At 78.7% G+C, this 12,993-nt stretch carries 5 protein-coding genes; all 5 read right to left on the bottom strand.

Features of this window, described 5'->3' with window-relative positions:
- Positions 1-39: 39 nt before the first annotated feature.
- Complete coding sequence (locus ACIRBY_RS25880) at positions 40-2,103, bottom strand: hypothetical protein (RefSeq protein ID WP_403904518.1); 2,064 nt, start codon at positions 2,101-2,103, stop codon at positions 40-42.
- The gene (locus ACIRBY_RS25875; RefSeq protein WP_403904516.1) at positions 2,103-5,870 is read right to left on the bottom strand and encodes a DUF5682 family protein; all 3,768 of its coding nucleotides are present in this window, start codon (positions 5,868-5,870) and stop codon (positions 2,103-2,105) included. Before ACIRBY_RS25875 ends, ACIRBY_RS25880 begins: the two co-directional genes overlap by 1 nt.
- Positions 5,867-7,021, bottom strand: a complete 1,155-nt coding sequence (locus tag ACIRBY_RS25870) for an AAA family ATPase (RefSeq protein ID WP_403904513.1) — start codon at positions 7,019-7,021, stop codon at positions 5,867-5,869. Before ACIRBY_RS25870 ends, ACIRBY_RS25875 begins: the two co-directional genes overlap by 4 nt.
- 115 nt (positions 7,022-7,136) lie before the next feature.
- Positions 7,137-12,113 carry a DNA-binding protein gene (locus ACIRBY_RS25865; protein WP_403904510.1) on the bottom strand — a complete coding sequence of 1,659 codons (4,977 nt, stop codon included), beginning with the start codon at positions 12,111-12,113 and terminating at the stop codon, positions 7,137-7,139.
- On the bottom strand, positions 12,110-12,967 hold the full coding sequence (locus tag ACIRBY_RS25860) for a DUF4132 domain-containing protein (protein ID WP_403904508.1): 858 nt from the start codon (positions 12,965-12,967) through the stop codon (positions 12,110-12,112). Before ACIRBY_RS25860 ends, ACIRBY_RS25865 begins: the two co-directional genes overlap by 4 nt.
- Positions 12,968-12,993 lie beyond the last annotated feature (26 nt).

The raw sequence follows: 12,993 nt of genomic DNA, 5'->3' as shown, positions 1-12,993 counted from the left end.
TGTGCCCTCCGGTCCCGTGGAGTCCGCAAGCCGAACGGCCTAGACCCAGGACCCGGCCACCAGGGACCGCCGTGCCGCCGTCAGGTGTGTCGAGGCCGCCAGCCAGGCCCAGGCGTACCCGTCGGCCGAGGGGTCGGTGAGCCGGCCGAAGGCGTCCCGGGGCCGCCGCTGTGCCTCGGCCACCAGGTCGGCGGCCAGATCGGCCGCCGCCGTGAACCCGGCCCGGCGCAGCGGCGCGTACGCGGCCGCCGGCTCGGGTGACCGAGCCGACTCCGCCACTGCCCGGCGCCCGCCCGCGACCCCCGCCTCCAGCAGCCGGCCCACCCGCCACAGCGGCGAGTCGGCCAGTACGTCGGGACCCGGCTCGACGGGGCCGACCGGGGGCGCGGGGGCCTCGGTGACATGGCCGCCCTGGAGGCGGTCGTAGCCGAGGTCCGCCCGGTCCCGCCACTCGGGCGGCAGCCGCAGCGTGTACGCCGCCCCCGGCACCGGCCCCACGGCGAGCGGCAGCAGCGTGGCCGCCCGGTCCGGGTCCGGGCGGCCCACGACCCGCAGGGCCAGACCCGGCCGACCGGCCAGGCGGCGCAGGTTGGCGGTGTGCGCCAGCTCCGGGTGCGGGTGAGCCGGGCGCAGCCGCAGCAGCGGTGCGCCCGCCCGTACCGTGCCGTCCGCCGACAGCTCCCGTACCAGGAGGTGGTCGCCGGCCGCGCCCACGACCTGCACGGCGCAGCCCAGCAGGCCCGGTTCCGCGTCCCCTGCGAGCAGTGCGGCGACGGCCTCGGCCGCCGGACGGGAGAACAGCGCGGCGAGCGGCTCGCCGTCCCAGGAGACACCCGGGACCGGTGTGGCCCGGACCCCGCGTCCGGAACCGAGCCGCCCGTCGGCGGAGACCGTCGCCCCGGCGATGCGCAGGCCCCCGCGCGCGAGCCCGGCATGGTCGAGGGCTCCCCCGCCCAGGGCCACGGAGGCGGACCCCGCCCCCTTGGCGCGGCCGGGCCCGCCGGGGCGGACGTCCGACAGCGTGTAGGGGACGCCGTCCGCGCCCAGCAGGTGGGTGACCACGCCCCCGTATCCGGTCGCGGTCAGCACGGGCTCCCGGCACAGGCCGTGGACCCTCAGCGAGCCCCCCGACGCGTAGCCACGGCGGCCGGCCCCGGTCACCCCGGGGCCGCCCGTACCCGACGCCAGCAGGGCGGCGGTGCGCAGCAGCGTCTCGAAGGCCGCGGCGAGGTCGGCCAGCCGCTGCCCGGCCGCGCGTTCGCGCGCGGCCCGCAGGCCCCGCACCACCCGCAGGGCGCCGGCCTCGGCGGCGGGCAGCCCGGCGACCCGCGCGGTGTGCGCGGCCCGCAGCAGCTCGGCCTGCACCACGGCACCCCCGGCGGCGACCCCGGCGGCCAGCGCCTCGGCCCCGACGGCCCACAGCGCGGCACCGGCCCGCACCTGGGCGGCCGTGGGCGCCGCGGAGTCCCCGGCCACGGAGCCCCCGGCCGTGCCGGTCCGGCCCGTGCCGGCCGGTCCCGCGGCGCCGCCGCCGGAGGCACCGGCGCCGGCCGGGCCACCGGATCCGGCCGCGCCGGTCCCCTCGGCGGTGACCGGCGCGCCCGGCCCGCCGGCCGCGCCGTCCCGGCCGGGACCCGTTCCCGGCGCGGTTCCCCGCCCGGGAGCGGGCCCGCCGGGCTCCCCGGCCGGGGCCGCCGGGGAGGCGTCCTCCGGCCCGGCACCCGACGGTGCGTGCGGACCGGTAGCGGCAGCCGGGCCCGGCCCGTCCTCCACCCCCTCGCCCCCGCCCGCACCGGGCCAGGGGAGCGGGTCCGCCACCGGGGCCGCCGTCAGGACCGCCGCGCGGTGCAGACAGCGCGGGGACAGCAGGCAGGTGCAGGAGGCCTCGGCGGCTTCCGCGACCACCCCCGAGGCACCCGGCCGCAGGGTGACCACCGCGTCCTCGCCGAACCGGACGGTGACGCCCCCGTCCGCGCCGGCCTCCGCGCGCTCGCCGCAGCCCTCCACGGCGGCGTCGAGCTTCTTGCGCAGCCGGGCGGTCAGGGCCTCCACGGCCTCCGCCGTCACCTCGGCGGCGACGGGCGGCAACAGCGGGCTGGTCATCAGGGCTCCCCACGGAGTCGGTCGCCCACCCAGCGGGCGAGGGCGAGAGGGCTGAGCGCGGCCACCGGCATCCCGGCCGCGACGAGCTGCCGCGCCACCGGGACGGAGTACCGGGGCGCGCCGGAATCGTCGAGCGCCGCGCAGCCCAGCAGGTGGGCGCCGGACGCGGCCAGTGCGCGGACCTCCCCGAGCAGGCCGCCGACCGGGCCGCCCTCCTCGAAGTCGCTGACGACGACGACCAGGGTGCGGCTCGGCACCGTGATCAGGGTCCGGGCGTGCGCGAGGCCCGCCGCGATGTGCGTACCGCCGCCGACCCGGACCTCCAGCAGCAGCGAGAGCGGGTCGGCGACCCGGCCGGTGAGGTCCACGACCTGGGTGGAGAAGGCCAGGAAGTGCGTGGACAGGGTCGGGACCCCGCCCAGCACGGCCGCCGTCAGCGCCGACCAGACCACCGACGCCTCCATGGAGCCGGAGACGTCCACCACCAGGATCAGCCGCCAGTCCGCCTCGCGGGACGCGCGGGTGCGGAACACCGGGCGCTCCGGGACCACCACCACCCGCCCGTCGGCGTGGCGGCGGGCGTGCGCCAGGTTGGCCCGCAGGGTGCGCGCCAGGTCGAGCCGGCCGCCGGGGCGGCGGGTCGGGCGCGGGGTGGACAGGCCGGACAGGGCCGGCCGCATCCGGTTGGCCAGCTGCGCCGTCAGCTCGTCGACCAGCCGTTTGACCAGCGGCCGCAGCCGGGCGAGCTGCTGCTCGGGCATGCCGCCGGCCAGGGAGAGCACGGAGCTCAGCAGGTCCACGGAGGGCCGCACGGACGCCGGGTCGAGCTGGGCCAGTACGTCGGTACGGCCCGCACCCGCCGCGTCCGCGAGCACCTCCTCCCGTACGTCGGAGCCGAACAGCGACTCCAGCTCCTGCGACCACTCCCGGGCCGTCGGGAAGGACGCCCCGTCGCCGCCTCCGGAACCGGACCGGCCCACGTCGCCCGAGCCCTCGCCGCGCCCCGCGCCGTACAGCTCGTCGAGGGCGCGGGCGTAGCGGTGCGCCCCGGACGGCAGCCGGTCGCGCTGGCGGCCCAGCAGCAGCCGCCACCGGTCGGCGGCGGCCAGACGCCGCCCGTCGCCCGGCCCGTCCCGCACCACCTCGACGGCGGGATGCCGCTCCGTGCGCGCGGGCACCGCGGCTCCGGTGGCCGCGCCCGTCTGCTGGTACGGGTCCGCGGACGGGAGGGCTGCTCCGGACGCCCCGGGCGTCCGCCGTGCCCGGCCGGCGGAGGCCGTAGACCCGGCGGCCGTGTCCTGCGGCCGCCCCGGAGGCGTGGACGCCCCCGCCTCGGCCGCCCGGTCCGCGGACCGCCCGACCGCCCCCGCGCCGGCCGCCGGCTCCGTCGGGCGCGCGGGCAGCGGGAGTTCCTTGAGCGCGCCCAGGCCGGCCGCGTCGGCGGCGGCCCAGAGGGCGAGCAGGGCGGGCGGGGCGTCGAGCGTGAGGTCGAGCCGGTCGCCGAGCCGCTCGGTCACCGTGTCCAGCAGCCGGTCCCGTGCCGCCGGGGAGAGCGCCTCGAACCCGGCGCGCAGCGCGGGCAGCCGCTCCAGGAACGCCGCGTCGGCCAGGCCGTCCACCCGGTCCAGCAGCGGGGTCAGCGCGGCGGGAGAGGTCTCCAGCAGCGGTCCGGCGGCGGTGAGCAGCCCGGCGAGGCGGCGGGCCAGCGCCCGGCGGCCGTCGGCCGTGGCGGCCCCGTCCACCCAGGCGGCCGCGCGGGCACCGAGCCCGGCCGCCTCGTCGAGGTCCAGCAGCACCCGTACGGCCAGGGCCGCACCGCGCATCAACGGACTCCCCTCCGCGGCCAGTTCCGACAGGCCGGAGTCCATCCGCAGCCCCAGCCGACGGGCGGCGGCCCGGTCGGCGAGGGCCACCAGGGCGGCCGCGTCGGCGGGGTCGTCGCTCCCCGCCAGGCCGGGCAGCGAACGCACCGCGGTGTCCAGCAGATCACCGCACAGGGCCTCGGCGACCGCCCGGGCGGCGGCGGAGGTGCCGGGCAGGTGGCCGCGCCGCAGCCCCTCCAACAGGTCGACGGCCTCCAGGAGTTCCGCCACGCCGGCGGTCTCCGGCAGCACGGCGGCCGCCTCCTCCAGTCGTACGTCGACCAGTTCGGGCAGGTCGCAGCGCGCGGCGGCGGCGAGCCCGGTCAGTACCTGCGCCGCCGTCGGGCCGCCCGCGGCGGCCTGGCGGCGTGCGAGGTCGCGCAGCGTTCCCGCGGCCGCCTGGGCGGCGGTGACGCCGCGGACGCCCGCCAGGTCCAGGCGGGCCGGGACCGAAGGGGTCCAGGACAGCCGCCACTTGCTCCCCAGGGCGGTGCCGTCGCCGGTGGCGGCCACGTCCACGGGCTCACCGTAGGAGGCCCCGCACACCAGCAGGCGCCGGAGCAGCACCTCGCGGCGCCCGTCGAGCTCGGAGCGCAGCGGGTCGAGGCGCACCTCGCGCGGGTCCGGGTCCTGCGGGGACGGAAGCCGCAGCGAGGCCAGCTCCGCCTCCACGGACGGACCGAGCCCGGAACGCGGGGCGTGCGGGGTGGTCCGGCCACGGGCCGCGCCGACGAACACGGCCTCCAGGGCGCGGGCCAGCGCCCGCCCCCGGCCCAGGGGTTCGCCCTGCCCGAGCACCGTGGTGACGGCCTCCAGCAGCTCCCCCCGGCCGGGCGCGGGCAGCCCGCGCAGCACCGCCAGGTCGCAGGCGAGCCTCAGGGTCTCGGCGGCCTCCCCGGTCCCGGCGGTGTGCCCGTCGCGGCGCAGCTCCCGGCACAGCCGGGTGACGGCGGCCGAGGCCGCCTCCCGCAGCCGCTGCGGATCCCCGCCCGCCTCGAAGACGGCCTGCTGCCACAGCGGGTCCCGGATCCCGGCGGGATACCCGGAGCGGGAGTCGAGCAGGTCGTGGGAGTACGCGACGAACGAGGTCACGACCCCGTCCCCCACCTCCGCCCCAACGTCCCCGTCCCGAGCCCCGCCACCGCCGGCGGATCCGCCGGCGCCGACAGCGTCCTCGGTGCCGACCACCGCCGCGCCCCCGCGCGGCCCCGGAACCGGGGCGTCCATGAAGAGCGCCGGGGCGTGGAAGGCGCCGATCACCGCCGCCACCCGGCGGCCGCCCTCGGCCGCCGCCCTGAGGACGCGTCGCATGTGGGACTCCCGCGCCAGGTCCGCCGCCGGGACGGTGCCGGCGTCCGTGCGCAGGGCCCAGCCGACGCCCAGGGCGGCGCGGCGGACGGCCTCCGGGGAGCAGCCCGGAGCCAGCACCTCGACGGCCCGGTCCCACAGGTCGTCCCCGTCACGCCCGGTGCCGGACGCGGCGAGCGCGTCCGCGTAGGACCGCCGCCCGACGGCAGGCCCGGGCGCGGCCGGGTCGGTGGGGGACCAGCCCGCGTCCGCGAGCGGGAGGTCGCAGCACCGCACCTCCACGCCGCGCTCGCGCGCCCAGCGCAGCGCCGCGAGTTCCGGGGAGAAGTCCGCGAACGGGTAGAAGGCCAGCCGGCCCTCGCTCCCCAGGCCCGCCAGGGCCACCGGGGCGACCGTCTCCGGGTCGGCCAGGTGCGTCAGCCACGGCTGGAAGTCGGCCGGCAGCTCCACGCAGACCACCTCCGGGTCCGCGGCGTCCAGCAGCGCCGGCACCACCGCGGCCAGCGCGGGACTGTGGTGCCGTACGCCCAGCAGGTACGGCGCGCGCGAGGCGGCCAGGGCCTCCACGGCCTCCCGCGGGTCGGCAGTGGGCGTCAACGCAGGCTCCCGCGCAGGTCCCAGAGTCGGCGCCACATCGCCGAGCCGTCCTCGGCCCGGCGGCGCACCGGACCGTCCCAGTAGCCCAGCAGCCGCCCGTGGTCGGCCGGGTCGTCCTTGCGGACCACGCCCAGCAGATGGCCCGGCAGCAGGTCCAGCACGTCACCGCCCGGCAGGTACGCGGCGGCGACCCCCAGCGAGGCCGCCACCTGCACGGCCTCCGCCGTGGACATGACCGTGCCGGGCCGCTCCACGTCCCAGCCCTCCGCGCTGCGTCCCGAGCGCAGGTCCCGGAAGACGGTGACGAGCGCGTCGAGCACGCTGTCGTCCACCCCGAACGCCGCCCCGGCCCGCTCCACGGCGGCGACGGCCTGCCGGCGGATCAGCGCGGCCTCCGCGTCCGGGTCCGCGATCGGTCCGACCGTCTCGAAGTTGAAGCGCCGCTTGAGCGCCGCCGACATCTCCGAGACGCCCCGGTCGCGCAGGTTGGCGGTGGCGATGACCGTGAAACCGGGGGCCGCCGAGACCACCGAGTCCTCGGTCGCCGTCAGCTCCGGCACGCTCACCCGCCGGTCGGACAGGATCGACACCAGCGCGTCCTGCACCTCGGGCAGGCAGCGCGTGATCTCCTCGACCCGCACCACCCGCCCGGCGCGCATCGCCGCGAGCACGGGGGAATCGACCAGGGCCTGCCGGGTCGGTCCCTGGGCGAGGAGCAGCGCGTAGTTCCAGCCGTACCGGAACGCGTCCTCCGTGGTGCCCGCCGTGCCCTGCACGGTGAGCGCGCTGGTGCCGCACACGGCGGCGGACAGCAGCTCGGACAGCATCGACTTGGCGGTGCCGGGCTCGCCCGTGAGCAGCAGCCCGCGCTCACCGGCCAGGGTCACCACGCAGCGCTCCACCAGGGCGCGTTCGCCGACGAACTTCGGCGCGACCACCAGCTTGGACGGCAGTCCGGCGCGCCGCTTGGGCAGGGCCAGCTCCTCACCGCCGCTGCCGCACACGAAGGTCACCACCGCGCGCGGGGTGAGCGCCCAGCCCGGCGGGCGGGGGCCGGTGTCCTGGGCGGCGAGGAAGGCCAGTTCGGCGGCGTACCGCTCCTCGGCGGGCACGACCTGCCGTGCGGGAGCGGACGGTTCGGTGACGGTCATCGGGAAGTCCTCGTGTTCTGGAGAGCCATACGGAAAGAAGAAGGGGGCGGGCCCGCCCGGCGGGGGCGCGGCCTCGCGGCACGCGCCCCGCCGGGCCCGGTCGGCGACGGGCGGATCAGCGCCGCCGGCCCGCGGTGCGCTTGACCTTGAGCTCCTCGAAGCGCGGTACGTCGCCCGCGCGGACCCGCGCCCACGCCCGGCGGTACAGCTCCGCAGCCGGTTCGCCGGGCACCAGCACGCCCAGCACCGGCCCGCCGCCCGGCGCCAGGGCGTACATCGGCAGCTTCCACTGCTCGACGGGCAGCGCGGGCGACCCCGGCTCGGCCCAGGGGCCGGGCAGGAACAGGGAGCGCCCGGCCCGCGTGCGGGTGGCCGACACCACCAGGTCGGTGGCGGCCAGCTCCGCCCGGGCGGCCTTCAGCCGGGCCGGCTTCCAGCCCGTCCAGCGGGCCGTGTTGCGGTCGGTCGGGTCGGGCATGGCGAGCAGCGCCAGGTACAGGACGGCCGCGTCCGCGCCGAGCCCGTACTCCGCGGACACCTCCGCCACCAGGTCCGGCACGCTGCGGCCCGGGTCCTGCGGCCACCAGGTGCCCTCCTTGTCCACCTCGCCCGCCACCGGGGCCCCCGGGTCGGCGAGCAGCGCGGCGAACACCGGGTCGTGGGCCAGGCGCAGCGCCGTCTCGGCCGCGGAGGGCTGCTGCTCGGTGCCGCGCAGCAGCGGCAGGTACGGGTCGGACCCGGTCGAGTCCAGCAGTGCGGTGCGCAGCGCGGGGAGGGGGCGGCCGTCGTGCGTGGCGAGGACCACCGCGCCGTACCGCTCGTACCCCTCGGCGGTCTCGGTCGGGGTGCCGGCCGCCTTCCGGAAGGCGGCCCGGTCGACGTAGTGCCCGACGCCGAGCAGCAGTTCCGGCGAGGCCAGCCGCTGCCGTACGGCGGTCAGCGCCGGAGGCAGGCAGGACCGTACCGGGTGCCCGGCGGGCAGCCGGTGCGCGAGCCAGGCCGCGAAGCCCACCGCGCCCGTGAGCACGGAGGAGTCGAACGGCCGCCCGCCGGGGACCACCGGCTCCGCGCGGTCGCCCTTGACCGCCCAGGCGGTGTCGAGGGACAGCACCGGGGAGGCCGCGGCGTCCAGCAGCGCGGGCAGCGCGCGGTGCGCCCCCCAGGCCCCGCGCACCTCCTTGGCGGCGTCGGCGAGCAGCCACTCGGGCACCGGCGTACGGCGGCCCGCGCGCAGGTTCCACACCCGCGCGGCGGCCTCCGCGTCCGGGCCGTCGGTCCACAGCCGCGCCGGGTCGGCCGGCAGCAGCGCCGCGACCAGCTCGCGCCGTACCTCCGGGGAGAGGTCCCGCAGGTCGTTGCGGGCGTGCGCGGCCTCGGTGGCCTTGACCCCGAGGACCTGGCGCAGCTCGGCGGGCAGGAACCCGCTCTCGTGCGTCTCCAGGTGCGGCAGACCGGCCAGCACCAGGCGGGCCATGGCCGCCGACACCCCGGTCAGCCGGCCGAACTCCTCGGCCGCCTCGGGGAACCAGGGCGCCGGGCCGCGCTCGGCGGCCTCCTTCAGGAACGCCGCCAGCCAGCCGGCCCCGCGCCCGCGGTCGCCGACGGTCACCGGCTCCCGGGCGCCGGTGTACGGGGCGGGCACCGCGAAGGCGCCCGCCGGGTCGTGGAGCAAAGCGTCGAACTCCCGGCCCCGCTCGTACTCCCGGACCTGCTCGTTCAGCGCGAGCACCGCCCCGCCGCCGAGCGGCACCACCGCGCGGTGCCGGCCGCCGCGGCCCCGTTCCCGGCCGTCGGCGCCCAGCAGAGTGCCCGTGTCGATCCGCACCGACAGGCGCCGCCAGTGGGCGGCGGAGGTCTCGGCCGAGGCCAGGCCCAGGGCGTCGACCGCTGACAGCGCCCGGCACAGGACGGCCCGCTGCTCCTCGGTGGTGCCGGGGGCGACCGCGCGGTAGGCGACCGAGGCGGGCGCCTCCAGGAACAGCTGCGCCCAGGGGAAGGAGGACTGCGCCAGCTTCGGCAGGTCCACGTGCAGCCGCCCGGGCACCGCCTCGGCGGAGGTGTCGGCGACGGCCGCCCCGAGGCGCCGCAGGAAGGCGAAGGTGGCGTCGGCCTCACCGCCGTGGGAGTGGTGGGAGGGGGCGCCCGTCAGCCCGTGCAGGGCGCCGGCGAGCAGCTGGTCGGAGGGCCCCCGGTCCACGGCCTGCTTCGGCCGGGCCTCCCGGCGGGCGGTCAGGGACTCGGCCACCCGGGCCAGGGCCTTGCGCTGGACCAGCGCGGCGCGGACCGCGTCGACGACCCCGGCGATCAGCACGGGCGCGCCGACCGCGGGCAGGGCCGCGCGGACCAGCGCGGGCAGCTCCTCGCGCTTCTCCGCCCCGGCGGCCGCCTTCAGGAGTGCTCCGGCGGTCTCGGCGTCCAGGGCGCGCAGGGCCGCCGAGCCCTCCGGGTCGCGGGGGCGCAGGCAGTACCAGTAGGCGAGGGGCGGGAGTTCCGCGTCGCCGGCCGCGTGCGGGCCGCCGTGGTGGTGGGAGGTGGTCCGGGCGGTGACGGCCCCCTCGGGGTCGCTGAGGGAGAGCGTCCGCCAGTCGTTGGTCACGGCGCGGGGCCGCTCGTCGCCGGGCAGGCGGACGGCCGCGCGCGGCTGGTTGCCGCCTTCGGGGACGGTGACCCGGGCGCCGGAGGTGTCGGAGCCGTGCCAGCCCCGGCCCGGCACGCGCACGGCGCGCCAGCCCAGCAGGCCGTCCGCGGGGGCGCCCAGCACGGAGCCCTCGACGGTGGGCGCGGGCCGCAGCCAGTTCTGGCCCACGTTGTCGGGCAGGGTGCTGCCGGACGGGTGGCCGTGCAGGGCGTCGGCGAGGAAGCCGGGCATCGAGCGCCGCCCCGTCGCCCCGGTCGCCGGGTCGTACTCGGCCCAGCCCGGGCCGCCGGAGCCGGCGTCGGAGTCCCACGCCCAGTACGAGGTCCCGTCGCCGATGACGGGCCGCTCGGCCGGGACCAGGCTGTCGCCGCGGCGCAGCACGCCGTGGCCGGTGGTGCGGCCGCCGCCGGGCAGCGGCAGGGAGGCGTGCCCGGATCGGATCGACCAGTAGGTGGCCGAGGAGTCCAGGGTGAGGACCTCGTCGGGGGCGCTCAGCCAGTAGCCCTCGACGGGGCCGTTGTAGGTGGCCCAGAAGACGAGCAGGTCCCCGTCGGTGTAGTGGAAGCCGATCTGCCGGTTGTTGACGGAGGGGGTTCGCAGGTCGTGCGTGAGCACGGTGGAGTCGGCGTCGATGACCCGCACCTGCGTGGAGTTGGCGACGATGACGTACGGCCAGGCGTCCATCACGGTCAGGTGGCCGCGGCCGCGGCCGGGCGTCAGCTCGCGGACGGCGCTCTCCCAGGCGGGCCAGACCAGTTCCTCGAACAGGCCGCCGCGCAGGGTGCGGGCGAGGACCTCGTTCAGGTCGGCGGCGGCCGCCCGCGCCACCTCCTCGGGCGCCAGCGCCAGGGCCTCGGAGGGGAGCCAGGTCAGCCTGCGGATCGCCTCGGGCAGGTCGGGCAGGGCCGAGGCCGTGGACTCGGCGGCCACCGTGCGGACCCACTCGGCGACCAGGGGGCTGCTGCCGGGGGTGACCGCGAGCAGGCGTACGGTCTCCCGGCCTCCCGACATGTGGCTGTTGAACCGGTCGAGGGTGCGCAGGAAGGCCGGGCGCATCCGCTCGTCGGCGCACAGGGCCCGCAGGTCGCGCGGTTCCTGGGAGCGGCTCCACTCCTCCAGGCCCAGGACCGTGCCGCTCCCCTTCCCGGGGGCGGCCACCGGCAGGTCCAGGGAGAGCAGCAGGTCGAGCAGGTTCACGTCCTGGAGGCCCAGGCGGAGCCCCTGTTCGCGGCCCGGCAGGGCGAGTTCGGCGCGCAGCCGGCCGGCGCAGCGGGCGACGAGCGCGAGCAGGGCCGGCACGGCGGGCGGGGTGCCCCAGCCCGCGTACCGGGCGGTGTGGAAGCGCTCCAGCCAGCCGGCGGTGCCGTCGGGGGAGCGTTCGGCCTCGGGCAGGCCGCCGTCGGCCAGTCCGGCGGCGGCGCCGGACTCCTCCAGCACCTCCAGCCACAGTCCGGCCAGTTCGCCGGCCTCGCCGGTGCCGCCCGGCACCATGCCGAGCAGGGTGCCCCGTACGGACGGGACCCGCCGGGCCAGGGCGATGAGGGCGGTGCGGTGGGACTTCCACCAGCCGGCCGCCGCCCGCAGGGTGGCGGGCAGCGGCAGCAGCTCGGCCAGGTACTCCTGCTCGGGCACGCCGCCGCCCAGTCCGGCCGCGCGGGCCAGGCGGCGCAGCTCGGTCGTGGCCTGCGCGGACGGCGGGAGTCCGCCGGCGGTGCGGCGCACGCACAGGCGGCGGAAGCGGGTGAAGGCATCGGCGGGGGAGACCCGCTGGGCGAGCTCCTTGCCGTAGCCGGTGAGCACCTTGACCGGCAGGGCGCCGGCCAGGGCGAACTCCAGGAAGACGGCGTCGAGGCGGTCCTCGTCGACGGTGAGGCCGTAGCGGGCCTCGGCGGCGCGGGCCCGGCCGAACAGCTGGGCGGCGTAGGTGGTGTTCTCGACGGCGAGGAAGACCCGGGCGGCCTGTTCGAGGAAGACGGGCAGGAAGTGCGGGAGGGAGGCGGCGAGCCGCTCGGCCAGCTCCGTGCAGGCGTCGAGGGCGGCCTTGGGCTTGGTCTTCGCCTGCCGGGCCAGCCGGTCCAGCTCCGGGACCAGGGCGAGGGCGTGGTGGCCGTCCTCGGGGTGGTGCACGAGCACCCATTCGGGGAAGCCGAGGGCCTGGCGGCGGCCGAGGCCGACGACGGCGGGCTCGGCGTCCGGGACCAGGCCCAGGAAGCCGGCCGCGAGGTCCTCGGCGGCGCCCAGTTCGGCCGCGGCGAGGCGGACGACGACCCGGCCGTCCCCGAGGGCCGGGTGGCGGTACGTCCGCGCGGTCAGCGGGACGGCCCCGGGGCCGGCGTCGGCGGTGTCGGCGGGCAGGACCGCGCCGGCGGAGAGCAGTTCGGCGCTCGCCGTCCGCGCGGCGGCGTCGCCGCCGGTGTCCGTGCCGGCCTGGGCCGCGGTGGTTTCGGTGCTCATGCGTTCCCGCCCTCCTCGATCTTGCGCCCGGCGTGGAGCGCCGCGGCCATCCGCATCCCCTCGGACCAGGCGACCGGTCCGACCTCGCCGAGCCGTACGGCCCGGCCCTCCTCGTCGTGCCAGCTCAGGGCGCCGGTCTCCGACTCGTCCTCCCAGTAGGGCTCGCCGATCCACACGGCCGCCTCCACCGTCCGGCCGCCGTCGCGGACCCGGGAGGTGGCGTAGCCGCCGGAGACCCGGTAGCCGAGGCCGGTGGCGCGGGCCGCGAGGCTGAAGCGGGAGGGGAACTTCCCGCCCGCGTAGTCCCGTACCTCGGTCGCGGCGGCCTTGACGTCCTCGGGCCGGGTCCAGGTCGCCCGGTGGATCTGCTCCACGCGCTGGGTGATGTCCAGCTCGGCCGCGAACTCCCGTACGTCGTCCAGGTCGGGCAGCAGCACGGGGTGCGGCAGGGTCACGGTGCGGGGGGAGAGGCGCAGGGTCTCGCCGTCGAGGTTGACCACCTTGAGCTCGCCCGCGTCGGTGGCGTCGCGCAGGAAGCCCACCTCGTCGGGGTCGCCGTCGCCCACCACGGCCAGGTCGCGCAGGGCGGCCTGCCAGGCCTCGTCGCGCCAGACCCGGGCGAGGAGAGCGGTCGGGACCGGCAGCGAGGAGACCATCCAGGCGTCCACCTGGGCCACGCAGGCCGCCTCGTGCCGGTCGAGCCATTCGGCGAGCCGGCGCAGCCGCTCGACCTCGGGATGGTCGCGCAGCGCCTTCGGGACCGTCTTCAACTGCCGTCCCGCGGGCCGTCGTACCGCGACCCGCCCCTCCACGAGGGAGACCTCGTACCCCTCGTCCAACGCCAGCCACGCCATCAGCAGTGCCCCTCCGACTGTCCGAA

This window comes from Streptomyces sp. NPDC096136 (genome assembly GCF_044763325.1).
Classification (GTDB): Bacteria; Actinomycetota; Actinomycetes; order Streptomycetales; family Streptomycetaceae; genus Streptomyces.
The sequence above is the reverse complement of the archived record's forward strand: the minus strand, read 5'-3'. Positions and strand labels throughout refer to the sequence as shown.

Coding starts and splice junctions, on each gene's coding strand:
- ACIRBY_RS25860 (WP_403904508.1), bottom strand. CDS start 12,967: ATGGCGTGGCTGGCGTTGGACGAGGGGTACGAGGTCTCCCTCGTGGAG.
- ACIRBY_RS25870 (WP_403904513.1), bottom strand. CDS start 7,021: ATGACCGTCACCGAACCGTCCGCTCCCGCACGGCAGGTCGTGCCCGCC.
- ACIRBY_RS25865 (WP_403904510.1), bottom strand. CDS start 12,113: ATGAGCACCGAAACCACCGCGGCCCAGGCCGGCACGGACACCGGCGGC.
- ACIRBY_RS25880 (WP_403904518.1), bottom strand. CDS start 2,103: ATGACCAGCCCGCTGTTGCCGCCCGTCGCCGCCGAGGTGACGGCGGAG.